This window comes from Streptomyces sp. NPDC057010 (genome assembly GCF_042673805.1).
Lineage (GTDB): Bacteria > Actinomycetota > Actinomycetes > Streptomycetales > Streptomycetaceae > Streptomyces.
The window spans coordinates 341,170-363,133 of sequence record NZ_JBHUSC010000001.1 but is presented as its reverse complement, the minus strand read 5'-3'; the positions used below and the strand labels follow the sequence as shown (position 1 = coordinate 363,133).

Annotated in this window: 19 protein-coding genes and 1 pseudogene; 11 read left to right on the top strand and 9 right to left on the bottom strand. The window is 76.0% G+C overall.

Going from position 1 to position 21,964, the window contains the following annotated elements; all coding sequences use genetic code 11:
• The first annotated feature begins 52 nt into the window (after positions 1–52).
• Together ACFTXQ_RS01635 and ACFTXQ_RS01630 are read left to right on the top strand one after the other, a co-directional pair.
• Positions 53–883, top strand: coding sequence for a PhzF family phenazine biosynthesis protein (locus ACFTXQ_RS01635; protein WP_382634746.1), 831 nt, complete (start codon positions 53–55; stop codon positions 881–883).
• Positions 884–1,008: 125 nt separating this feature from the next.
• A complete protein-coding gene (locus ACFTXQ_RS01630; protein ID WP_382634745.1) occupies positions 1,009–1,722 on the top strand; it encodes a hypothetical protein in 714 nt (237 codons plus the stop codon).
• Positions 1,723–1,730: 8 nt separating this feature from the next.
• Here ACFTXQ_RS01630 and ACFTXQ_RS01625 read toward each other — a convergent pair.
• Positions 1,731–2,381: pseudogene (locus ACFTXQ_RS01625) on the bottom strand (lysophospholipid acyltransferase family protein); the annotation flags it as partial.
• A gap of 1,113 nt (positions 2,382–3,494) precedes the next feature.
• Here ACFTXQ_RS01625 and ACFTXQ_RS01620 point away from each other — a divergent pair.
• Entirely contained in the window at positions 3,495–5,840 is a 2,346-nt protein-coding gene (locus ACFTXQ_RS01620) for a serine hydrolase (protein WP_382634743.1), read from the top strand.
• Positions 5,841–5,897: 57 nt separating this feature from the next.
• Here the strand turns inward: ACFTXQ_RS01620 and ACFTXQ_RS01615 are convergent, their stop codons facing one another.
• Together ACFTXQ_RS01615 and ACFTXQ_RS01610 are read right to left on the bottom strand one after the other, a co-directional pair.
• Positions 5,898–6,698: a hypothetical protein gene (locus ACFTXQ_RS01615; RefSeq protein WP_382634742.1), complete on the bottom strand. Its 801-nt coding sequence runs from the start codon at positions 6,696–6,698 to the stop codon at positions 5,898–5,900.
• On the bottom strand, positions 6,698–7,975 hold the full coding sequence (locus ACFTXQ_RS01610; protein ID WP_382634739.1) for a VWA domain-containing protein: 1,278 nt from the start codon (positions 7,973–7,975) through the stop codon (positions 6,698–6,700). The genes ACFTXQ_RS01615 and ACFTXQ_RS01610 overlap by 1 nt, the downstream gene beginning before the upstream one ends.
• A gap of 152 nt (positions 7,976–8,127) precedes the next feature.
• Between ACFTXQ_RS01610 and ACFTXQ_RS01605 the strand changes: the two genes are divergently transcribed.
• The gene (locus ACFTXQ_RS01605) at positions 8,128–8,505 is read left to right on the top strand and encodes a DUF6204 family protein (protein WP_382634737.1); all 378 of its coding nucleotides are present in this window, start codon (positions 8,128–8,130) and stop codon (positions 8,503–8,505) included.
• Here ACFTXQ_RS01605 and ACFTXQ_RS01600 read toward each other — a convergent pair.
• Positions 8,500–10,137: an FAD-dependent monooxygenase gene (locus ACFTXQ_RS01600; RefSeq protein WP_382634734.1), complete on the bottom strand. Its 1,638-nt coding sequence runs from the start codon at positions 10,135–10,137 to the stop codon at positions 8,500–8,502. The genes ACFTXQ_RS01605 and ACFTXQ_RS01600 overlap by 6 nt on opposite strands.
• A gap of 112 nt (positions 10,138–10,249) precedes the next feature.
• Complete coding sequence (locus ACFTXQ_RS01595; RefSeq protein ID WP_328929362.1) at positions 10,250–10,660, bottom strand: organic hydroperoxide resistance protein; 411 nt, start codon at positions 10,658–10,660, stop codon at positions 10,250–10,252.
• Positions 10,661–10,787: 127 nt separating this feature from the next.
• On the opposite strand from ACFTXQ_RS01595, the gene ACFTXQ_RS01590 reads away from it, so the two are divergent.
• Together ACFTXQ_RS01590 and ACFTXQ_RS01585 are read left to right on the top strand one after the other, a co-directional pair.
• On the top strand, positions 10,788–11,267 hold the full coding sequence (locus tag ACFTXQ_RS01590) for a MarR family winged helix-turn-helix transcriptional regulator (RefSeq protein ID WP_382634730.1): 480 nt from the start codon (positions 10,788–10,790) through the stop codon (positions 11,265–11,267).
• 33 nt (positions 11,268–11,300) lie between these two features.
• Positions 11,301–12,335 (top strand): PHP domain-containing protein, encoded by a 1,035-nt coding sequence (locus ACFTXQ_RS01585; protein ID WP_382634728.1) that lies wholly within the window; start codon positions 11,301–11,303, stop codon positions 12,333–12,335.
• A 4-nt stretch (positions 12,336–12,339) separates the two neighbouring features.
• Here ACFTXQ_RS01585 and ACFTXQ_RS01580 read toward each other — a convergent pair whose 3' ends face one another.
• Positions 12,340–13,233, bottom strand: a complete 894-nt coding sequence (locus ACFTXQ_RS01580) for a UbiA family prenyltransferase (RefSeq protein WP_382634725.1) — start codon at positions 13,231–13,233, stop codon at positions 12,340–12,342.
• Between the two features lie 76 nt (positions 13,234–13,309).
• Between ACFTXQ_RS01580 and ACFTXQ_RS01575 the strand changes: the two genes are divergently transcribed.
• The 3 genes from ACFTXQ_RS01575 to ACFTXQ_RS01565 all read left to right on the top strand — a co-directional run bounded on the left by ACFTXQ_RS01575 (position 13,310) and on the right by ACFTXQ_RS01565 (position 16,038).
• A complete protein-coding gene (locus ACFTXQ_RS01575; protein WP_382634722.1) occupies positions 13,310–14,371 on the top strand; it encodes a type III polyketide synthase in 1,062 nt (353 codons plus the stop codon).
• 84 nt (positions 14,372–14,455) lie between these two features.
• A complete protein-coding gene (locus ACFTXQ_RS01570; protein WP_382635104.1) occupies positions 14,456–15,010 on the top strand; it encodes an isoprenylcysteine carboxyl methyltransferase family protein in 555 nt (184 codons plus the stop codon).
• Positions 15,007–16,038 (top strand): NAD(P)/FAD-dependent oxidoreductase, encoded by a 1,032-nt coding sequence (locus ACFTXQ_RS01565; protein WP_382634719.1) that lies wholly within the window; start codon positions 15,007–15,009, stop codon positions 16,036–16,038. The genes ACFTXQ_RS01570 and ACFTXQ_RS01565 overlap by 4 nt, the downstream gene beginning before the upstream one ends.
• An 83-nt stretch (positions 16,039–16,121) precedes the next feature.
• On the opposite strand, the gene ACFTXQ_RS01560 is transcribed toward ACFTXQ_RS01565, so the two are convergent.
• Positions 16,122–17,084, bottom strand: coding sequence for a hypothetical protein (locus tag ACFTXQ_RS01560; protein WP_382634717.1), 963 nt, complete (start codon positions 17,082–17,084; stop codon positions 16,122–16,124).
• A 174-nt stretch (positions 17,085–17,258) separates the two neighbouring features.
• Between ACFTXQ_RS01560 and ACFTXQ_RS01555 the strand changes: the two genes are divergently transcribed.
• Positions 17,259–18,863, top strand: coding sequence for a carboxylesterase/lipase family protein (locus ACFTXQ_RS01555; RefSeq protein ID WP_382634714.1), 1,605 nt, complete (start codon positions 17,259–17,261; stop codon positions 18,861–18,863).
• On the opposite strand, the gene ACFTXQ_RS01550 is transcribed toward ACFTXQ_RS01555, so the two are convergent.
• Positions 18,847–19,608, bottom strand: coding sequence for a hypothetical protein (locus ACFTXQ_RS01550; protein ID WP_382634711.1), 762 nt, complete (start codon positions 19,606–19,608; stop codon positions 18,847–18,849). The two genes, ACFTXQ_RS01555 and ACFTXQ_RS01550, sit on opposite strands and share 17 nt — an antisense overlap.
• A gap of 72 nt (positions 19,609–19,680) precedes the next feature.
• Between ACFTXQ_RS01550 and ACFTXQ_RS01545 the strand changes: the two genes are divergently transcribed.
• A complete protein-coding gene (locus ACFTXQ_RS01545; protein WP_382634709.1) occupies positions 19,681–20,232 on the top strand; it encodes an HAD domain-containing protein in 552 nt (183 codons plus the stop codon).
• On the opposite strand, the gene ACFTXQ_RS01540 is transcribed toward ACFTXQ_RS01545, so the two are convergent.
• Positions 20,154–21,959, bottom strand: coding sequence for a hypothetical protein (locus tag ACFTXQ_RS01540; RefSeq protein WP_382635102.1), 1,806 nt, complete (start codon positions 21,957–21,959; stop codon positions 20,154–20,156). The two genes, ACFTXQ_RS01545 and ACFTXQ_RS01540, sit on opposite strands and share 79 nt — an antisense overlap.
• Positions 21,960–21,964 lie beyond the last annotated feature (5 nt).

Here is a 21,964-nt window from a genome sequence, read left to right as displayed (position 1 = left end):
TTCCCGGAATTGGCCTTCCTCGGAGCGCGATTGGCCCGGCTACGTTCGCGGCATGCGCATCCAGATCGTAGACGCCTTCACCACCCGCCCCTTCGCCGGGAACCCTGCCGGGGTCTGTCTGCTCCCGGCCGGGGAATGGCCGGACGACCTGCGGCTCCAGCGGATCGCCGCCGAGGTGAACCACGCGGAGACGGCCTTCGCCCTGCCGCTCCCGGCCGGGGACGAGGCCGACTGGGAGATCCGCTGGTTCACCCCGCTCGTCGAGGCCAGACTGTGCGGCCATGCCACATTGGCCACGGTCCACGCGATGCGCGGGCAGGGGCTGCTGACCGGCCCGGTGCGGTTCCGGAGCCGGTTCAGCGGCATGCTCGCCGCCCGCGCCGAGGAGGACGGGAGCATCACGCTGGACTTCCCGGCCGCTCCCGCCACGGACGTTCCCGTTCCGCAGGGGCTCGCCGAGGCCCTCGGGGCGCGGCCCGAGGCCGCGCTGCGGACGGGTGCGCTGGGTGACCTGCTCACGCTGCTGCCCGACGAGGCCGCCGTCCGGGCCGTCCGGCCCGACCTCGCGGCGCTCGCGGAGCTGACCCGGCGCGAGGGACTGCGCGGGGTCATCGTGACCGCCGCGGCCCCCTCGGCGGACCTGGAGTACGACTTCGTCTCCCGCTTCTTCGCCCCCGCCAACGGCATCCCCGAGGACCCCGTCACCGGCAGCGCCCACACCGCGCTGGCCCCGTACTGGTCGGCGCGGCTGGGCCGCCGCGGGACCCTGACCGGCCTGCAGGCCTCCGCGCGGACGGGGCTGGTCCGGGCGACGCCGGACGGTGACCGCGTGCGCCTGGCCGGGCATGCGGTCACGGTCCTGGAGGGGATCCTGAACGTCTGAGTCGACGGGCCCCGCCCTCGCGGCCGTGACCGAACCGTCGCCGGGTCGAGGCCCGACCGGGCTCGTCGGCGGTTCGGCCGGATTGCTACGTTCCAGGCTCAGCCGACCTTGGGGGAACCGTTCTCATGCCCGTACCTGCCGCATCCCGCCGGGTGCTGTCCGCCGCGGCCGCGGCCGCCGTCCTGCTGGCGGGCCTGGCCGGATGCGCGGGCAAGGACGGCAAGGCCCCGGCGGCAGCCACCGCCCCGCTCCCGGCGTCGCCGTCGGGCACGGCCGGGCAGTCCCCTTCGCCGTCCGCCCCGGTGTCCACGTCCTCTCCCGTGCCCGCGTCCGCGTCGGCCGGCGTTCGGTCCGCCCCGCCCACGACGCGGGCCACGACGCCGCCTCCCGCCCCGACCCGGCTGACGGCCGCGGTCGACACCCGCGGCGGTGCGCTCTCCCTCGTACGCGGCGGGGCGGCGCAGGAGTTCACCGTCACCCTGCGGAACGGGAACTCCGCCTCGTACGGGCACCTGCTGGTCGCCTTCCAGATGGAGATCCTCGTCGGTGAGGCCGGCGAGCTGCCGGCCGGCGGACCGGGGTTCGTGCTGGAGCGCTTCGACCAGGCCTCGGGCAGCTGGCGCGCGGCGGCCCTGCGCGTCGCCAACGACCACATGCCGGCGTCGATGCACACCGGCGGCACCGCGCTCGCCCGCGACGGCGTCCGCGTCGAGCGCTACCGGCTGCGGGCGACCGCGGGCGGGCCGGCGGGCAGCACCCCGCTGATGGTGTCCTTCATCGACACCGACGCCGACCGCGAGGTCGTCTCCCACGTGGTCCTCGCGCACAGCACGCGCTGATCGGGCGCCGACACCGGCTCGCCGAGGGCGCGGGCCGCGGTGCGCCAGGCGGCGGTGACGGCCTCGCGGGCCCGTTCCGTCGCCTCCGGCACCGGGCGCGGGAGGCGGAGCGGAGTGCCGATGTGCACGTGGAGGCCGGGCCTGCGCAGGGGCGCGGTGGCGGCTCCGGCGAGCTGCTTGGCACGGCTGCCCGAGCACAGGCGGCGTGCGCCGGCCTGGCCCACGGGCACGACGGGGGCTCCCGTCGCGGCGGCGAGCCGGGCCAGGCCGCTGCGGAACGGTCCCGGGGCGGACTCCCCCGCGTCGCGGCGTCCCGGCAGCCGGCCCTCTCCGTAGAGCAGCACGCTGCGGCCGGAGGCGAGCGCGACGGCCGCCGCCTCGAGGGAGTCGGCGGCGCGTTCGGTGCCCCGGTGGACGGCGATGTGGCCTTCGCGGCGCAGGGCGGCCCCGAGCAGCGGCACCCGCCACAGCCCGCTGGTGGCCAGGATGACGGGCTCGATCCCGTACCGGCGCAGTGCGGCGACCACGACGGCCGGATCGGCGAGGGAGGTGTGGTTGGCGACGAAGATGCTGCCCGCGGCGGGCCGCGCCGCGGGGTCGGCGGTGACCGTGAGCCGCCCGCAGGCGGGGACGACGGCGGCGGCGATTCGGCTGAGCATGGACTGACCCCGTTCGGGTGGCGCGGCGGTGGTGCGGTCCATCGTCGAGCGGCCGTGGGGCGGGGGCATGAGTAGCGGTACTCACCGCGTGCGCGGCGCCGTGCTCAGGGGGGCCGGCGGGTGCCGCGACTCGGCTTCGCCGAAGGCAGGGGGCGGCGCCGGAGTTGACGGATCCGGGCGCGGCGACCGGCTGCGGAAGTGCGGGCGCGCCGCCGAAGTATGACCGAACGGTCACAGGATCCGGCGGGCGGAACGGAGGGGGCACGGCGGACATCTAGGAGTCCGGTGGGCCCCGGTGCGGGGACCGCCGGACGGATTCGGCAAGACCGGGAGGCCGCCCGCGACCGTGTGACGGTGGCGGCCGCCGGATGTGAAGGGCGAGGCGGGGCTGGGATGAAGGCAGTATCGGTGGCGGGCGGTTCCTCGGAGAGGGAGTCCACTCCCCCTCGGAACGACACGGCAGAAGCGGACCACCCCAACGCCGATACCGCGGCCGGTGCCGATGCCGGTGCCAGTGCCGAGGCCGGAACCGGGGCCGAGGCCGGGACCGATGCCACGGCCGGGGCCGTTACCGAGGCCGGAATCGGTGCCGTTACCGAGGCCGTTACCGAGGCCGGGACCGGGGCCGGGGTCATTACCGAGACCGAGGCCGGGACCGGTGCCGAGGGCGGAATCGGTTCCGGTGCCAGTGCCGTTACCGAGGCCGGTGCCGAGGCCGGGACCGGTGCCGAGGCCGGGACCGGTGCCGAGGCCGGGACCGGGGCCGGGGCCGGGGCCGGGACCGGTGCCGAGGGCGGAACCGGTGCCGGTGCCAGTGCCGTTACCGAGGCCGGTGCCGAGGCCGGGACCGGTGCCGAGGCCGGGACCGGTGCCGGGCCTGGGGCCGGGGCCGAGGCCGGGCCTGGGGCCGGGCCTGGGGCCGGGGCCGAGGCCGGGCCTGGGGCCGGAGCCGAGGGCGGGCCTGGGGCCGGAGCCGAGGGCGGGCCTGGGGCCGGAGCCGAGGGCGGGCCTGGGGCCGGGGCCGAGGCTGGGCCTGGGGCCGGGGCCGAGGGCGGGGCTGGGGCTGGACTTCGGGGGGCGGTCGAGCGCGAGGAAACCGCGGACGCGGAGCCGGTGGAGGCGGACGGCGCCGAGTCGGTGGAGGCAGGCGCTGAGGGCGCGGAGCAGGGCGCGCCCTCAACCACCGTTCCCGCAGGGGCATCTGCGGCGGACGGGCAGGCGAACCCGGACGGCACCGGCCCCTCGCCGACGGCAGCGGAGCCGGTTGCGACGGCCGAGGCCGAGGGCCCCGACGGAGCCCAGCCTACGGACGCCGACGACTCCGAAACCCCGGTACGGACGGCCAACTCCCCCCTCAAGCCCGTGGCCACGGCGGAGAACGAGACCGCATCCGGAGCGACGCACAGCGAGCCCGCCGACACCGCGACGGCACCCGAGCCGCAGGACGACGACTCCGAAACCCCCGTACGGACGGCCAACTCCCCCCTCAAGCCCGGGGACACGGCCGAGAACGAGACCGCCTCCGGAGCAACGCACAGCGAGGCCGCCGACACCGCTACGGCACCCGACCCGCGGGACGCCGACGCTGCCACCCCAGCGACAGCCGAACCGACGGACACAGCCGACGGCGCCGCCCCGGCCGCAACCGAACCGACGGACACAACGGACGCTGCAACCCCGGCGGCAGCCGAACCGACGGACGCAGCCGACGCTGCCACCCCGGCAGCCGCCGAAGCCACGGGCGGGGCACCTGAGGAGCCGGCGGAGGCCGAGCAAGTTGCCGACAGTGCGCGGCCGGAGACCGCTGAAGCTGGTGAGGCGGCGGAGGCCGGCGAGGGTGAGGCGGCGGAGGCCGGCGGGGGTGAGGCGGCCGCCGGCAGCGCATCATCGGCGGGCGGCGCCGGGGAAACGGCCGCCGGCGGGCGGGAGGTGCCCTCCTGGGCGCGGGAAGTCGAGAGCGATTCCGAGCGGACGAGCAAGTTCGTAGCGCTGAAGGATCTGGACGCCTCCCGTCCCTCGGGCCCCCAGGCCCCGGCGGCACCGGCGGCCCCGGAGGCCCCGGAGGCCGGCGCATCCGCACCCCACGGGACCCCCGGCACAGGGGGCGGGACGGCCGGCGGGGCCGCGGCAGCGGTGGGCGCGCCGATGGAGTTGCTCGCCGAGCTCACCAACACCGCGCCCCCGCCCGAGACCCCCCGCCGGACCGTGGTGCGCCGCGTCAAGGTGTGGACGCCGATCCTGCTGCTCCTCGCCGGCGGCGTCGCCGGTGCCCAGCTGCTGCGGCCCCTGCCCGCCCCGCGGTTCGTGGCCGCCGAGACGGTGCACACGCTGCCCGGAGAGTTCGGCGTCCCCTGGCCCGCCAAGGGCCAGGGGGCCGTCCGCATCCCCGGCTCCGGCGACATCGGCACCTTCGGCGAGCAGAAGCCGGTCCCGACGGCCAGCGTCGCCAAGGTGATGACGGCCTACGTGGTCCTCAAGGGGCACCCGCTGCGCAAGGCCGAGCCCGGCCCCGACATCACGGTCGACGCGAAGGCCGTGGCGGACGGCACCGCCGAGCACGAGTCCCGGATCAAGGGGCTGACCGCCGGGACGAAGTTCAGCGAGCAGGACATGCTCAAGATGCTGATGATCCCGTCGGGCAACAACGTGGCCCGTCTGCTGGCCCGTTGGGACACGGGCAGCGACAACGAGACGGCGTTCGTCGAGAAGATGAACGCCGCCGCCAGGGACCTGGGGATGAAGGACACCACCTACACCGACCCCAGCGGCCTCGACGCGGGAACCGTCAGCACCGCGGCCGACCAGCTCAAGCTCGCCGAGGCGGTCATGAAGGACGAGGCGTTCCGCACGGTCGTCGCGTTGCCCAACGCCACGATCAAGGGGGTGCCGGAACCCATCTACAACAACAACGACCTGCTGACCGGCAACGGCCTCAGCATCCGGGGCATCAAGACCGGATCGAGCACCCCCGCCGGCGGCACGCTGATGTGGGCGGCGTACAAGACCGTCGGCGACAAGACCGTCGGCGACCAGACCCCGCTGATCCTGGGCACCCTGATGGACCAGCACGTGGACGGCCCGGACCCGGACGGCGCGAACAGCCTGGTCCTGGTGAAGGCGAACAGCAAGAAGATCATCGAGGCCGTACGGGAGGCACTCGCGGCGGCCCCGGTCGTCCGCAAGGGCCAGACCGTGGGGTACGTGGACGACGGGCTCGGTGGCCGCACCCCGCTCGTGGCCACGAAGGACCTGAACACGGTCGGCGTACCGGGCCAGCAGCTGCGCATCTCGCTCGCAACCGCCGTCGGCGGCAAGGGCGTTCCGCACTCCGCGAAGAGCGGCGCCGAGGTCGGCGTGCTGACGGTGGGCGACGGGGACGGGGCGAGGAGCGTCCCGGTGGCGGTGCTGGGAGACCTGGCCGAGCCCTCGCTCAAGGCCAGGCTCACCCGTCTGGGCTAGAGGCGGCGGGCACGGCCGGCCGGGACTGCTCCCGGCCGGCCGTGCCCGTCTGCCGGTTCAGGCGCCCGGCGGGACCCGGGACGGGCGGCCCGAGCCGCGCGTCAGGGAGTAGCCCAGGAGGCCCGCGAGGGCGGCGAGCACGCCGCCGGCCGCGGTCCACAGCCAGCGGTCCGACCACCAGCCGCCGGACCAGCCGTCCTCCGGCTCGCGCAGCGGTCCGGTGACGGTGGCGGGGACCAGGGGTGCGGAGAGGGAGCCGTCCACGGCGTTGGCTCCGCCGGTCTCCTTCACCGTGGCCTCGACGGCGGCGCGTACGGGCAGGCCGAGGTCCTCCTCGGGGAGGTCGGTGACGGTGAGGCGGACGTAGTAGCTCCCCGGCAGCGGGTCGTTGGCCCAGGGCTCGGCGGCGGCGCGGACCGTGCGCAGGGTGCAGGACAGTTCGACGGAGGCGGCTTCCCTGGCCGCGGCCCGGTTCTGCGTGCCGTAGGTGCAGGCCTGGCGGCGGCGCAGTCCGTCGTAGACGTCGAGCCGCCAGGTCGCGGCGCCGTGCCGGGACGCGGATTCGGGCAGCGTGACCTTGGCGTTGACGGTGAGGCGCTGCTGCGCGTCGACGGGGAGCACCCAGTACAGGTAGTCGCCGGTGGACGCGCCGGCCGTGGCCTGCTGGCCGGGGCGGAACGCGGCGGCGGTCCGGAAGCCGGTGCCCGCCTCGGTCGGGGCGGGCTCACCGCTGCCGGAGCTCTGGCTCGGGCCGGGGGTGGGGCTCGCCGACGGCGCGGCCGCCGCGGCCGTGCCCGACACCGCGAGGGCGGCGGTCGCGGCCAGCAGGGCGGCGGTCAGGGTGCGTACGGTACGCATCAGTTGGTCCTCCAGACGGAGATGCGCCAGCGCGAGATCCAGCCCCACACCAGACCGGCCAGCAGACCGACGAGCGCCAGGGCGGCCAGCAGCCACCAGCCGCGCCCGAGGCCGAAGGCGGCGGCGTCGGAGGCCTCGTCGGGGCCGTCCACCAGCTGGATGGTCAGCTCGACGGGCATGCCCGGGGTGGTCTTGACGGAGGCGGGGGCGGAGAAGGAGTTGCTGACCTGGATGCAGACGGTCTCCGCCGCCGGCTTCGCGTCGCCGTCCGTGTCGCCGGTCTCCGCCTTCGGGTAGCGCAGGCCGGTGGAGAGGACGTCGGTGCGGCCGTCACCGGCCTCCGAGCCGCGTACGATCTCGCGGCCGTGGACGGTCGTGGCGCGCAGCAGGACGCCGTAGTCGTTGTTGACGGCGCGGTCGGCGGCGATGCTCACCGAGGCGCGCAGCTCCTGGCCGGGCAGGACGTCCACCCGGTACCAGCGGTGTTCGCCGAAGGTCTCGCGGTCGCTGTACAGGCCGGGCTTCAGCTGGGGGGCGTTCGCGCACTGCTTGGCGCCCTCGGTGGCCACGGGGTTGACGACGGGGTCGGCGGCCCGGTCGACCAGTTGGCGGACCCTGCTGGAGAGCTGGTCCTTGTGCTGCACCGAGGTGTACGTACCGCCGGTGGCCTCGGCGATGCAGGTGAGCTGGGCGCGGGTCTTGGCGTCCGGGACCAGGCCGAGGGTGTCGATGACGAGGTGGATGCCCTTGGCGGCGATGTCGCGCGCCACCTCGCAGGGGTCGAGCGGGGCGCAGGTGTCCTCGCCGTCGGTGATGAGCACGATCCGCTTGGTGGCGTCGCCGCCGTCGAGGTCCTGGGCGGCGGCGAGGAGGGCGGGGCCGATCGGCGTCCAGCCGGTGGGGGCGAGGGTGGCCACGGCGGTCTTGGCCTCGGTCCGGTTCAACGGCCCGACCGGGTAGAGCTGCTTGGTGTCCTTGCAGCCGAGCGCCTTGTCCTCGCCGGGGTAGGTGGCGCCGAGGGTCCGTATGCCGAGCCGGACCTCGTCGGGGACCGCGTCGATGACCTCGTTGAAGGCCTGCTTCGCGGCGGCCATCCGGGACTGGCCGTCGATGTCGGTGGCCCGCATGGAGCCGCTGACGTCGAGGACGAGGTCGACCTTCGGGGGTTCCTTCGCCGTCGGTCCGTCGGCGGCGGTGGCGCTCGCCGGGAAGAGCCCGACGGCCAGGGCGACGAGCAGGCCGCACGCCCGGGCCGCCAGCCGTTTTGTTGTGATCATCGCCGGATCGTATTGAGGATCGTCCGGCAATCCAAAACGGGGCCGGGGCACCGGCTTTCGGACGCTCTCCGCGCCTCGCCCCCCGGTGCCGGGGGACTTGTGGGGCCGGATATCCCGGTGCGTGGACGAAGGGTGCGATCTAGGGTGCCGGGATGAGTTCCCGTACTTTTCGCATCACCGTCCGCGGTTCCTTCGACGGGCTCACGCCCGGCCAGCGGGCCGAGCTGCTCGCCGCCGCGCCCGAGCACGACATGCTGCACGCCACCTTCACCGCCGAGGGGAACCTGTCGTACGACCTCGCGGCCCGGCCCTTCTTCACCTTCCGCTTCCTGGATTCGGGCGAGGCCGAGGAGGACATCCTCGACGCGACGGCCCGTGCCGAACTGGCGGCGGAGGGCTGGCTGACCGAGCGCGGATACGGCTTCAAGCAGCTCAAGTCGCAGGCCGAGGACCTGTCGCTGGCCCCGCTGGGCAAGCGGCAGCGGCGCGAGCAGGCCGCCAGGACCGCCCGGGGCGACGGCCGTTCATGACGGCTCCCGACCGGGCGCGGCGAAGGTGCCCGCGAGGTGGGCGCGCAGCGCCTGCGGGGTGGGCGGGGAGAGCCGGGCGCCGAGGTGGCCGTCCGGGCGGATGACGAAGGCCGTGGCCCGGCGGGCCGCGTAGAGACGGGCGAACTCGCCGGCGCTGTCGCGGTACGCCGGCGGTCCGTCGGCGGCCGAGGGGGCGTCGGCGGCGAGCAGGGCGCACGCCTCCATCCGGCCTCCGGAGGACTCCCGGGCCGTTTCGGCGAGTTCGTCCAGGCCCTGCCCGTCCCCGTAGAGCAGCAGCAGGTGTCCGCGGTCGCGCAGGAGGTCGTACAGGCGCAGCGGGTAGGCGGTGATCTGCCGGGTGAGGCCGGCGCAGTCGGGTGCCCGGTCGCCGGGCCGGGGTCCCGGGCCCTCGCCGGGCGGGTCGGTGATGGGGCCGCCGCGGTAGCCGACGAGCAGTTGGGCCTCGCGCAGGAGCAGGGTCGCCGGGTCGTCCGGGTCGGCCTGGACTCCCCGGGCGGCGTGGCGCACGGTACGGCCGACGACTTCCTCGCCGACGGGCCGGCGTTCGGCGTCGTAGCTGGCGAGCAGGGCGGGATGCGCGGCGCCCTCGACGGCCAGGGCGAGCTTCCACGCCAGGTTCCAGGCGTCCTGGATGCCGGTGTTCATGCCCTGGGCGCCCGTCGGCGGATGGATGTGCGCCGCGTCCCCGGCGACGAAGACCCGGCCGTCCCCGTACCGGTCGACGATGCGGTGGCTGATGCGGAACACCGAGGCCCACCGGATGTCGGAGGCGGTGGCCGGGCGCGGCGACAGCCGGTCCAGGACCCTCTGGATGTCGGGCAGTTCGGGGGCGCGGCTGCTCTGGAGCCCGTGGGCGACGCCCTCGGGGGCCGTCTCGCCCTGCCGGGCGGTGGAGAGTTCGGGCGGCACCGCCGTCGACACCCGGTAGCGGCCCGGTCCGGGCAGGGGGATGCACACCAGGGTGTCGTCCACGGCGCCGGAGGCGTCGCGGTGCATGGAGCGCACGCCGTACTCGTGCGGGAGGTCCCAGTCGACCCGTACGTCGGCGAGCATGTACGCGTCGGGGAAGGCCCCGCCCTCGAAGCCGAGCCCGAGCCCTTTGCGGACGATGCTGTGCGCGCCGTCGCAGCCGACGAGGAACCGGGTCCGTACCTCCTCCTCCGCTCCGGAGGGGGTACGGACCCGGCTGGTCACGCCGTCGGCGTCCTGGGTGAACGACACCAGCTCGGTGCCGCGTTCGACCTCGGTCCCGAAGCGGGCGAGGAACCCGCCGAGGATGCGCTCGGTCTCGTACTGCGGCAGGGCCGCGAACCCGTAGGGGACCTCGGGCGGCATGACGAGGTCGAGGCGGGGCTGTTCGGCGCCGTTGACGTACGTCAGCTGCCCGCGCAGCGGGACGGCCGCGTCGAGGGCGGCGCGGACCAGCCCCATGCGGTCCCAGATCTCCAGGGTGCGCGGCTGGATGCCCACGGCCTTCGCGAAGGGGAGCGGTGCGGGCAGGCGGTCGACGATCCGGCAGGAGACGCCGTGCCTGCGCAGCTCGGCGGCCGCGGTGAGCCCGACCGGGCCGGCGCCGGCGATCAGTACGTCCGTTGCGTAGCCGTGCGCCATGGGGCGCCTCCTGGCGTGCGGCCCCGTACGGGCCGGTGTCCCTCCATCGTGTCCGCCGTCCCGGCGTGCGGCACCCGCAGCCGGTCCGGGGCCCGGTGGGGGCCGAGCCGCCCTACTCGATGACGAGGTCGACGTCGATGTTGCCGCGGGTGGCGCGGGAGTACGGGCAGACCTCGTGCGCCTGCTTCACCAGCAGGGTGCCGGTCTCGCCCGCGAGGGACTCGGGGAGCTCGACGCGCAGGACGACCCCGAGGCCGAAGCCGGCGCCGTCCTTGCCGATGGAGACCTCCGCGGTGACCGAGACCTCGCTGGTGTCGGCCTTGGCCTGGCGGCCGACGAGGCCGAGGGCGCTGGCGAAGCAGGCGGCGTAGCCGGCGGCGAAGAGCTGCTCGGGGTTGGTGCCCTGTCCGTTGCCGCCGAGCGCCGGGGGCATGGCGAGGGCGAGGTCGAGCTGCCCGTCGGAGCTGACGGTGCGGCCCTCGCGGCCGTTGGCGGTGGCGACAGCGGTGTACAGCGCGTCCATGGGAGGTCCTCTCGCGGAAATGAACCGGTGCGGCGGCCGGTGGTCGACCGCCTCCATCAGTAGAGCACGCAATTCAGTTGTGCGCAATTGAATGCCTCGCAAGTCCATCCCGGGTAGACTGGCCCGCATGACCGAGCAGCCGACCGCCACCCACGCCGACCAGGACTTCCTGCGCCTGGACGGCCAGATCTGCTTCGCGCTGAACGCCGCGAGCCGCGCCTTCGGCGGCCTCTACCGCGTCATCCTCAAGGACCTCGGGCTCACCTACCCGCAGTACCTGGTGATGCTGGTGCTGTGGGAGCACGGCGAGCTGCCGGTCAAGGAGATCGGGCAGCACCTGCGGCTGGACTCCGGAACACTGTCCCCGCTGCTCAAGCGGCTGGAGGCGGCCGGTCTGGTGCGCCGCGAGCGCAGCGCCGAGGACGAGCGCTCCGTACGCGCCCACCTCACCGAGGAGGGTGCCGCGCTGCGCGCCCGGGCGGCGGAGGTGCCGCGCCGGATCGCCACCGCGACCGGCTTCGACCTGACCGAGATCGTGGACCTCCAGGCCCGCCTGAAGCGCCTCACCGCCGCCCTCGACGCCGCCGTTCCGCAGGACGTGGCCTGACGGCCCCGCCACACTGGGACCAGGAGGTACGCGATGGACCCGGTTGCGGCGCTGGACCGGATCGCCTTCCTGCTGGAGCGGTCGCAGGCGCCCACCTACCGGGTGCGGGCCTTCCGGACGGCGGCGGCCGCCCTCGTACGGATGGGTGAGCGCGAGACGGCCGAACGGGCGGGCGCGGGATCCCTGGAGGCCGTGAAGGGCATCGGGCCCAAGACCGCCCAGGTGGTACGGGAGGCCCTCGCCGGGGAGGTACCGGGCTACCTGCGGAAACTGGAGGACGAGGCCGCGGCTCACCCCCAGGGCCCGCCGGCCACGCCCGCCGCCACCGCGCTGCGGGCGGCGCTGCGCGGGGACTGCCACCTCCACTCGGACTGGTCGGACGGCGGCAGCCCGATCGAAGCGATCGGGCGGGCGGCGGCCGAGCTGGGCCACGCGTACGCCGTCCTCACCGACCACTCCCCCAGGCTGACGGTCGCCCGGGGCCTCTCTCCGGAGCGGCTGCGGGAACAGCTGCGGGTGGTGGCCGAGCTCAACGAGACCTGGGCGCCCTTCCGGCTCCTCACCGGCATCGAGTGCGACATCCTCGACGACGGGGAGCTGGACCAGGAACCGGAGCTGCTGGAGCAGCTCGACCTCGTCGTCGGCTCCGTCCATTCGAAGCTGCGGATGGAGTCCCGCGCGATGACCCGGCGCATGGTGGCGGCCGTGTCCAATCCCCTGATGGACGTACTGGGCCACTGCACGGGGCGGCTGGTGACCGGACGGGGCCGCCCCGAGTCGCAGTTCGACGCCGAGGCCGTCTTCGCGGCGTGCGCGGAGGCCGGGACCGCCGTGGAGATCAACAGCCGGCCGGAACGGCTGGACCCGCCCCGGCGGCTGCTGCGCCTGGCGGTGGAGGCCGGGACCCTGTTCTCGATCGACACGGACGCCCACGCCCCGGGCCAGCTGGACTGGCAGATCCTCGGCTGCGTGCGGGCCGCGGAGTGCGGTGTGCCGCGCGAACGCATCGTCAACACCTGGCCGGAGGAACAGCTCCTGACCTGGACCCGCACCCGGCGCGCACCCTGACCTCCTAGCCGCGCATCCGGCCCACCAGCAGGAGGACGTCGGCTCCGGCGACGGCCAGTACGGCCAGGAACGGGAGCCGGCCGGCCGGGTGGCGGGACGCGAGGAGCACCATCACCGCCGTCGCGGCCAGCAGCGTCCGGCCGTACGCCGTCACCGGTCCCGGCGGCCCCACGACGAGCGCCGCGGCCGAGGCGAGGACCAGGAGCCCGGCCAGCGCGGCCGCCCACCGACGGCCGAGCCGCTGCGGCAGGCCCACGACCCCGGTGGCCAGGTCGTCCTCGATGTCGGGCAGCACGTTCGCGAAGTGCGCGCCCGCGCCGAGCAGGGCCGCGGCGGCGGTCAGCCACACCGGCGGCCAGGGCGCGCCGGGCAGGCCGAGCGTGACGAAGGCGGGCAGCAGGCCGAAGGCCAGGGCGTACGGGAGCCAGGAGACGACCGTGCCCTTCAGGCGCAGGTTGTACGCCCAGGCAGCCGCCACACCGGTCAGGTGCGCGGCGCCGGCGAGCAGCCCGCCGGCCAGCGAGAGCGGGACGCAGACCAGCAGGGCCAGGGCCGCCGCGCGGGACACGGCGGCGGGGGAGACCGCACCGGCCACCAGGGGTTTGTCCCGGCGGCCGATCGCCAGGTCGCGCCGCAGGTCGGCCCGGTCGTTGCACCAGCCCACCGAGAGCTGCCCGGCGGCCACCGCGCCCACCACGGCCGCACCTCCTGCCGGACCCCGCCCGGCGGCGGCCGCAAGCGCCGCGGCCAGCAGGGTCACGGCGGCCGCCGGGACCGGGTGGCACGCCGCCATCAGCCCCGCGGCGGCCGAGGCGGGGGCGCGGGCCTGGGCCCGGGCTTGGGCTTGGGCTTGGGCGGATCGTGGCGGCCGTCCGGTCTTCGCGGTTCGCGCGGGCACGGCGTCACGCTACGCGACGCCGCGCCCGGGATGTCTGATTCATAACGATGTGTCAGTTCTTTCCTATGGTGAATCAATGACACGTGTCCTGGCAGTCCGCAGCGTGTTCCCGCCCCACCGCCATCCCCAGTCCGAGATCACCGCGGCGATGGCCCGCTTCCTGCCGCCCGGCCCCGACCGGGCCCTACTGCGCCGGGTCCACGCCTCCGTCCGCGTGGAGCACCGCCATCTCGCGCTCCCGCTGGAGCGGTACGGGCCGTCGAACGACTTCGGCACGACGAACGCGCTCTTCGTCGAGCGGGCGCTGGAGCTCGGCGCCCGGGCCCTCGACCTGGTCCTGGCCGACGGCGGCCTGCCGGCGCGGGAGCCGGCCCTCGTCATGTCGACCACGGTGACCGGGCTCGCGACCCCCTCGCTGGAGGCCCGCCTCGCCGACCGCGCCGGCCTGCGCCCGGACGTGAAGCGGGTGCCGCTCTTCGGACTCGGCTGCGCGGCCGGGGCGGCCGGTGTCGGCCACGTCCACGACTACCTGACCGGCCGGCCCGGCCACGCGGCGCTGCTCCTGTCGACCGAGCTCTGTTCGCTCACCCTCCAGCCCACGGACACCTCGATGGCGAACCTGGTGGCCGGGGCCCTCTTCGGTGACGGCGCGGGCGCCCTGCTGGCGGTGGGCCGCGACCACCCCCTGCACGACACCGGATCCGGACCCGAGGTGGTGGCCGCGCGCAGCCGCCTCTACCCGGGCACCGCACACCTGCTGGGCTGGGACATCGGCCACTGGGGCCTGCGCATGCTCCTCGGCCGGGAACTCCCCGACCTGGTCCGGCTGCACGTGGCCGAGGAGGTCGAGACCTTCCTGGCCGCCCACGACCTCAAGCCCGCGGACGTCGACGCCTGGATCTGCCATCCGGGCGGTCCGAAGATCCTCGACGCGCTCGCGGACGCGCTGGGGCTGTCCGAGCCGGCCTTCGCGGCGAGCCGGCGCTCGCTGGCGGCCGTCGGCAACCTCTCCTCTGCCTCGGTCCTGCACATCCTGGGCGGCATCCAGACAGCGGGGCCGCCGCCGCCCGGGTCGGTCGGGCTGATGCTCGGCTTCGGGCCGGGCTTCGCCTCCGAACTCGTCCTGCTCCGCTGGTGACCGACGACTGGTGATCGCATGCCCCTGTCAGTGCCCGTTTCCCTGTCCGTGCCCCTCTCGGGACCCGAAGCCATGCCCGCCTCCATGACCTGGTACCTGCTGCTGATCGGCCTCGTCACGGTCGAACGGCTCGCCGAGCTGGTCACGGCCCGCCGCCACCGCGCGTGGAGCCTGGCCCAGGGCGGCCGCGAATACGGCCGCGGCCACTACCCGGCCATGGTCGCCCTGCACACCGCGCTGCTGGTGGGCTGCGTGGTCGAACCCTGGGCCGCCGGAAGGCCGTTCGTACCGGCGCTCGGCTGGCCGGCCCTCGGTCTGGTCGTGGCGGCCCAGGCCCTGCGCTGGTGGTGCATCGCCAGCCTCGGCCCCCGCTGGAACACCCGGGTGCTCATCGTGCCCGGCCTGCCGCTGGTGCAGCGGGGACCGTACCGGCTGCTGCGCCACCCCAACTACGCGGCGGTCGTCGTGGAGGGGCTCGCGCTGCCGCTGGTGCACACCGCCTGGCTGACCGCGCTCGGCTTCACCGTGCTCAACCTGGCGCTGCTGCGCGTGCGGATCGGCTGCGAGGAGGCCGCGCTGACGGACGGCGGGCGCCTGCGCGGGCCCGCCTCCGTGCACGTGTCGGGCTCCCGCTCGTGATCGACCTGCTGATCGCGGGCGGCGGCCCGGCCGGGCTGGCCACCGCCGTCCACGGCGCCCTGGCCGGGCTGGAGGTCGTGGTCGTCGAGCCCCGGCCCACCCCGATCGACAAGGCCTGCGGGGAGGGCCTGATGCCGGGTGCGGTACGGCGCCTGCGGGAGCTCGGCGTGCCCGTGGCCGGGCAGCCCTTCCACGGCATCCGCTACGTCGACGGGGTGGACGGGCGGCACGCGGAGGGGCTGTTCCGCTCCGGCCCGGGCCTAGGCTCCCGGCGGACCGGGCTCCAGGCCGCGCTCGCCGGGCGCGCCGCGCAGCTGGGCGTACGGGTGGTCCGCCGGCGCGTCGAGGAGGTCCGCCAGGACGAGCAGCGCGTCCACGCCGCCGGTCTGACCGCGCGTTACCTCGTCGCCGCGGACGGCCTGCACTCCCCCGTGCGGCGTGCCCTCGGCCTGTCGCTGCCGCCCCCGCGCGGCCGGCCGGCGCGCTACGGCCTGCGCCGCCACTACGCCGTCGAGCCGTGGAGCGACCTGGTCGAGGTCCACTGGTCGGCCCGCTGCGAGGCCTACGTGACCCCGCTCGGGCCCGACCGGATCGGCGTGGCCGTCCTGACCGCGGACCGCGCCCCCTTCGACGTACAGCTCGCCCGCTTCCCGCTGCTGGCGGCCCGGCTGCCCGCGTCCCCGGGCGCGGCGGTGCGCGGGGCCGGGCCGCTGCGGCAGGGGGCCCGCGTACGGGTGGCGGGGCGGGTGCTGTTCGTCGGGGACGCGGCGGGGTACGTGGACGCGCTGACCGGGGAGGGCCTGACGCTGGCCCTGACGGCGGCCGGCGAGCTGGTGCGCTGCGTGCGGGCGGGCCGGCCGGAATCGTACGAGCGGGCCTGGCGCGAGCTGTCGCGCGGCTACCGCACGCTCACCGCCTCCCTGCTGTGGGCGCGCCACCGGCCCGCGCTCGCGCGGCGGATCGTGCCCCTGGCCGCCGGGCTGCCGCGGGTGTTCACGGGGGCGGTGAACCTCCTCGCCGGACCATGACCGGAACGCGGCCCGGGTAGGGCCGCAGCACGCAGCGGCCCCCCGCGCCCTGGGCGCGGGGGGCCGCTCGGGTCGTGGCGGCGTCAGGCCGAGTCCTCCTGACGGTTCCTCAGCGCCAAGCCCGCGAGGACCGCGCCGGCCGCGGCGCACAGCACCGCGAGCGCACCGGCCCAGGCCCGCGAACCGCCCATCGCCCCGGCCAGGGGGGCGAAGCCCACCGCGCCGCCGAGCACGTGCAGGGCGACGACACCGACGGCCATCGCCGCCCCGGCCCGCCACGCCATCGCGGTGTCCCGGACCGCCAGCAGCGCGCCGAACCCCAGGCACAAGACGGCGGCGAGGAGGGGCAGGAGGCCGGCGGGCGTCGCGGCCGGTACGACCGTCAGGTTCCGGGGCAGGTGCAGGGCGCCGCTGACCAGCAGGGCCAGCACCACGGACCAGCGCAGGAGGTGCCGCAGCAGGGGCGTCCCGGCCCGGTCCGCCTCGGGGCGGTACTCGGCGCGGTCCTCGGCGCGCACGCGCGGTGTCGCCGCGTACGGGGCGTCGTACAGCTCCATGTAGGGAGGGACGTACCGCTTCTCGTCCATCTCGGGCTCCTCCGCCGTCGGGCTTTCGTCGTCCTGTTGTCCCGTCCGGTGTTCCTGCGGGTGTTCCTGCCGCTGTTCCTCGGTGCCCAGGATGGTCACCAGCAGGGCCACGTCCTCGATGGGCCGCCCGACGGCGGCGGCGCGCAGGGTGATGTCCGCCTCGACCACCTCGTGCGGAGGCTCGCCCAGGAGGGCGACCATCCGCTGCACTTCGTGCACGGGCCGGGTCACGGCCGCCGCACGCAGCGCCTCGTGGCCGGGATTGGGCAGCTGGCCGGACTCCTTGAGGAGGCTCACCAGGGCGGTGACCTCTTCGAGCGGGCGGCAGGTGGCCGCCTCCTCCAGCAGGGTGTGTACGGGGCGGGTGCCCGGGGCGCCCGGTGCGGGGGTGTCGGGGGTGTCGGGGGTCCCTTGGCGGTCCACGTGATTCTTCGCCGCGCGGGTGATGGGGTCATTCATGAAAAGCTCCGTTCGCCGACACGCGGGTCTACACATCGCGGGCCGGTCATCGTGCGTCATGGGAAGCGCACGCTTTGTTACATTTAGGGCCAATTCCGTCCACTGCGCCATTCGGGGCGGGCAAACGGGGGCCGCCCGGGGCGCCACGGCGAAAGGGCGTCAACCGTGCCCGACATGCGCGAATTCCGGCGCCGGTGCGTACTGCCGCTGCCCGTCGTCCTGCTGCTCGTGGCGGGGGCCGCAGCGCCGACCCGGCCCGTCGTGGACACCGACGCGGGCCGGGTGCGCGGGCGGACCCACGGCGCGTACAGCACCTTCGAGGGGATCCCGTACGCCGCTCCCCCGGTCGGCGCACGGCGCTGGCGGCTCCCCGAGCCGGCGCCCCGCTGGGAGGGCGTGCGCGAGGCCGGCGCCCCCCGCGCCCACTGCGTGCAGCTGCCCCCGATCGGGCCGGGCGGGCCGAGCGGTTCGGAGGACTGCCTCCACCTCAACGTCACCGCGCCCTCGGCCGGCGTCGGCCGGAGCGGGGCACGGCCGGTGATGGTCTGGTTCCACGGCGGCGGCTTCGTCAACGGCTCGGGCGACCAGTACCGGCCCGAGCGGCTGGCCGTCGACGGGGACGCCGTGGTCGTGACCGTCAACTACCGGCTGGGGGTCTTCGGCCTGTTCGGCCATCCGGAGCTCGGCGGAGCCCCCGACTTCGCGCTCGCCGACCAGCAGGCGGCGCTGCGCTGGGTCCGGGCCAACGCCCGTCGCTTCGGCGGCGATCCGCGCGACGTGACCGTGTTCGGGGAGTCGGCCGGCGCCCTCAGCGTGTGCGCGCACCTCGTCTCCCCGGCCTCGGCGGGCCTCTTCCAGCGGGCGATCGTGCAGAGCGGCTCGTGCTCGACCACCATGCCGCCCCGGTCCCTGCTGCCCGGACGCGGCGCCTACGAGCCCTTCGCGCCGCAGGCGCGCACCGTCGCGGACGGCGTCGCGGCGGCGGCCCGGCTCGGCTGCGCGGACACCGGCGGCGCGCTGGACTGCCTGCGCCGGCTGGACGCGCGGACGCTGGCCACACCGGAGCTGACGCAGACCTTCTCCACCGTCTCCTACGGCAACGCCCTGCTCCCGCTGGATCCCCGGCGGGCGCTGGAGACCGGGCGGTTCCACCGGGTACCGGTCATGCAGGGCACCACCCGCGACGAGATGCGGATCTTCGTCGGGCAGACGCTGGCGCAGGACCCGATCCGCGACGAGGCCGCCTATCGGGCCCGGCTGGAGCGTTCCTTCGACGCCGACACCGCGCGGGCCGTCGAAGCCGCCTACCCCGCGCCCCGCTACCCCACTCCGGCGGCGGCGTGGTCGGCCGCGCTGTCCGACGCCTCGTTCACCTGCCCGACGCTGCGGGACAACGAGGCGCTGGCCCGGCACGTGCCGACGTACGCCTACCTGTTCAGCGACGGCGACGCGCCCAACTTCACCGGTCTGCCGCCGGTGCCGGGGCTGCCGTACGGTGCCTCGCACGGCTTCGAGCTGCCCTACCTGTTCGCGCTGGCTCCCCTGACGGATGCTCAGCGCGGGCTCGCGGACCGGATGGCGGGCTACTGGACGCGCTTCGCCCGCACCGGTGTTCCGGGGGCCGGCGCCCCGGACTGGCCGCGCTACGGGGCGCCCGGCTCGGTGCTGTCCCTGGCGCCGGGGCCGGGCGGGGTGCGGCCGGTGGACGCGCGGGCCGCACACCACTGCGCGCTCTGGGACGCGCGGTGGCCCGCGCCGGGGGTCACCACTTCTCGGTGACGATCACCGAGCCGTCCGTGGTTCGCATCGTCACCGTGCCCTGGTCCCCGTAGACCTCGTGCCGCCATGCGGCGAAGAGCCCGGCCAGCCGGCGGGCGTCGTCGCCGCGGCCCTTGCCGACGGACCGGGTGGAGAAGGTGATCCTCGCCTCGCCGACCGCGCTCACCTTGCGCACGCGCACCTCCTTGAGGGCGTCGGCGGACATGAGGGAGTCCTCTGCGGTGCGGTGCTTGGCGTAGTAGGCGGTGAAGTCCCGGGTCATGTCGAACCAGTCCGCCGGGCCGCAGGGGCCGCCGCCGTTGGTCATCTCGCCGTCGGTGGGCGGGCCGGCGTAGCCGCCGGTCTCCTGGTCGGTGGGCGGCCCCGCGTAACCGCTGCCCGTCTCCTCGTCCGTGGGAGGCCCCGCACGGCCGCCCGTCTCCTCATCCGTCGGCGGGCCCGCGTACCCGCCCGTCTCCTCATCGGTCGGGGGCCCGGCGTAACCGCCGGTCTCCTCGTCCGTGGGAGGCCCGGCGTAACCGCCCGTCTCCTCGTCCGTCGGCGGGCCCGCGTTGCCGCCGCTCCCGTCGTCCGTCGTCTCGTCCGTCGTGTGGCCGAGGCCGCAGTCCGTCGGAGTGAGGGTCGGCACCGGCGCCGGCCCTGCCTGCTGTCCCGCCCGCGTGGTCCCGCACGCCGCCAGCAGGGCGCACAGCAGCCCCGCCACCACCGCCCGCCCGGCCGCCCCGGAAACCGCTGCCTTCGTCATGGTCGTCCCCCCTCGGTCATGAAGAGGGGATCACACGGCTCCCGGTTCCCGTCACGGGGCTACGGTGGCGTCATGACCGCCTTCGCGGCGCGCCCGCTGCTGTTCCTCGATGTCGACGGGCCGCTCATCCCGTTCGGGGCGGGCCCGTACCCGCACGGGGCCGGCGCCAATCCCCTGCTCGCCCGGATCGACCCCGCGCTCGGCCCCCGGCTGGCGGCGCTGCCGTGCGAGCTGGTGTGGGCCACGACCTGGGAGGACGAGGCGAACGAGTGCATCGCGCCCCGGCTCGGCCTGCCGCAGCTTCCCCTGGTGGCCTGGCCGGAACCTTCGGACGAGGACGGGCAGGGCGGGGTCCACTGGAAGACCCCCGCCCTCCTCGCCCACGCGGCCGGACGGGACTTCGTATGGGTGGACGACGAGATCACCGGCGCCGACCGGGCGTGGGTGGCCGCGCGGCACCCCGGCCGGGCGCTCCTCCACCGGGTGGATCCGGGCCGGGGTCTCACCGAAGCGGACTTCGGGGCGCTGTGGGCGTGGTGCGGCCGTCAGGCCCAGGAGGCCGCGACCAGCGAGCGTTCCGCCGCCGCGAGGTGGGTGGCCGAGGCCAGCCAGGCCCAGGCGTAGGCGTCGGCCGAGGGGTCGGCGAGGCGGCCGAAGGCGTCACGGGGACGGCGGTCGGCCTCGGCGGCGAGGGCGGCGGACAACTCCGCGGCCGCCGTAAGCCCGGCCCGGCGCAGCGGGCCGTACGCTGCGAGGGGTTCGGTGCCGCGCGCCGCTTCTGCCACGGCGCGCCGGCCGCCCGCGACGCCGGTCTCCAGGAGCCGCCGTACGCGCCACAGCGGGGAGTCGGCGAGGGGGTCCGGCGCCGCGGGCGTGGCCTCGGGGGCGGGGTCGGCCCGCCGGGGCGGGAAGTGGGCACCCTGGAGGCGGTCGTAGCCGAGGTCCGCCCGGTCCAGCCACTCCTCGGGCAGCCGCAGGGTGTACTCCGCACCCGGTACGGGGCCCACCGCGAGGGGCCGCAGGGTGGCGGCCCGGTCCAGGTCCGGGCGGCCGAGGACGCGCAGCCGCAGGCCGGGGTAGGAGGCGAGGCGGCGCAGGTTCTCGGTGTGCGGGAGTTCCGGGTGGGGGTGTGCGGGCCGCAACCGCAGCATGGGCGCGCCGGGCCGCTCCTCGCGGGCCAGGAGGTGTTCACCGGCGGCCCCGACGACGGTGAGCTCGCAGCCGAGCAGGGCGGGCTCGGCGCCCTCCGGGTCGGTCTGCCGGCGGGCGAAGGCCTCGGCGACGGCCTCGGCCGCCGGGCGGGCGAAGAGGGCGGCGGCAGGCTCGCCGGTCCAGGGCGTGCCGCGCAGCGGGGTCGCCCTGACCTCGCGTCCGGCGCCGAGCCGGCCCTCCGGGGAGACGGTCGCGCCGACGATGCGCAGGCCGCCGCGGGCGAGTCCGGCATGGTCGAGGGTGGCGCCGCCGAGGGCCACGGAGGCCGAACCGGCTCCGCGGGCGCGGGCCAGGCCGCCGGGGCGCACGTCGGAGACCGAGTAGCGCGCGCCGTCCGGGGTGATGAGGTGGGTGACCACTCCCCCGTATCCGGTGGCGGAGAGCACGGGTTCGCGGCACAGGCCGTACACCTGGAGGCTGCCTCCGGAGGCGTAGGAGCGGCGGGCGGTGCCGGTCAGCGCGGGATCGGCGGCGGGGCCGGCCGCCAGCAGCCCGGCGGTGTGCAGGAGTTCACGGAACGCCGCGGTGAGGTCGCCGAGCCGGTGGGCGGCCTGCCGGTCCCGGGCGGCCCGCAGGCCCCGTGCCACCCGTAGCGCGGCGGCCTCGGCGCGCGGCAGTCCGGCGAGCCGGGCGGTGTGCGCGGCGCGCAGCAGCTCGGCCTGGACGACGGCCCCGCCGGCGGTGACTCCGGCGGCGAGGGCCTCGGCGGCCGCCTGCCAGAGGGCGGCCGCGGCGCCGAGCTGGGCCTCGGTGAGCGGAGCGGGGGGCGAGGGTTCGGCGGCATCGGCGGGGTCGGCCGTCACCGGCTCGGCCGCAACGGACTCCCCCGCCGCGGGCGCGGGAGTCGTGTCCGCGAGCGGGGCCGCGCCGAGGGCGGCGGCCCGGTGCAGGCAGCGCGGCGCCAGCAGGCAGCTGCACACGGCCTGTTCGGCTCCGGTGATGGTTCCCCGGGGGCCGGGGCTCAGGGTGACGACGGCGTCCTCGCCGAACCGGAGGGTGACGCTGCCGTCGGCCGCGCGGACGGCGCCGGCGGCGCAGCTCTCGGTCGCGGCGTCCAGCTTCCTGCGCAGCCGGGCGGTGAGGTTCTCGACGGCTTCGGCGAGCACCTCGGGTGCCACGGGCGGCAGTTGGGGGTGCAGCGGGC

Bases quoted from the DNA above. Each gene is read 5' to 3' on its own strand.
- ACFTXQ_RS01545 (WP_382634709.1), top strand. From the start codon at position 19,681: ATGACCGCCTTCGCGGCGCGCCCGCTGCTGTTCCTCGATGTCGACGGG.
- ACFTXQ_RS01605 (WP_382634737.1), top strand. From the start codon at position 8,128: ATGAGTTCCCGTACTTTTCGCATCACCGTCCGCGGTTCCTTCGACGGG.
- ACFTXQ_RS01560 (WP_382634717.1), bottom strand. From the start codon at position 17,084: ATGAATGACCCCATCACCCGCGCGGCGAAGAATCACGTGGACCGCCAA.
- ACFTXQ_RS01590 (WP_382634730.1), top strand. From the start codon at position 10,788: ATGACCGAGCAGCCGACCGCCACCCACGCCGACCAGGACTTCCTGCGC.
- ACFTXQ_RS01630 (WP_382634745.1), top strand. From the start codon at position 1,009: ATGCCCGTACCTGCCGCATCCCGCCGGGTGCTGTCCGCCGCGGCCGCG.
- ACFTXQ_RS01575 (WP_382634722.1), top strand. From the start codon at position 13,310: ATGACACGTGTCCTGGCAGTCCGCAGCGTGTTCCCGCCCCACCGCCAT.
- ACFTXQ_RS01555 (WP_382634714.1), top strand. From the start codon at position 17,259: ATGCGCGAATTCCGGCGCCGGTGCGTACTGCCGCTGCCCGTCGTCCTG.
- ACFTXQ_RS01635 (WP_382634746.1), top strand. From the start codon at position 53: ATGCGCATCCAGATCGTAGACGCCTTCACCACCCGCCCCTTCGCCGGG.
- ACFTXQ_RS01585 (WP_382634728.1), top strand. From the start codon at position 11,301: ATGGACCCGGTTGCGGCGCTGGACCGGATCGCCTTCCTGCTGGAGCGG.
- ACFTXQ_RS01595 (WP_328929362.1), bottom strand. From the start codon at position 10,660: ATGGACGCGCTGTACACCGCTGTCGCCACCGCCAACGGCCGCGAGGGC.
- ACFTXQ_RS01600 (WP_382634734.1), bottom strand. From the start codon at position 10,137: ATGGCGCACGGCTACGCAACGGACGTACTGATCGCCGGCGCCGGCCCG.
- ACFTXQ_RS01570 (WP_382635104.1), top strand. From the start codon at position 14,456: ATGACCTGGTACCTGCTGCTGATCGGCCTCGTCACGGTCGAACGGCTC.
- ACFTXQ_RS01550 (WP_382634711.1), bottom strand. From the start codon at position 19,608: ATGACGAAGGCAGCGGTTTCCGGGGCGGCCGGGCGGGCGGTGGTGGCG.
- ACFTXQ_RS01610 (WP_382634739.1), bottom strand. From the start codon at position 7,975: ATGATCACAACAAAACGGCTGGCGGCCCGGGCGTGCGGCCTGCTCGTC.
- ACFTXQ_RS01615 (WP_382634742.1), bottom strand. From the start codon at position 6,698: ATGCGTACCGTACGCACCCTGACCGCCGCCCTGCTGGCCGCGACCGCC.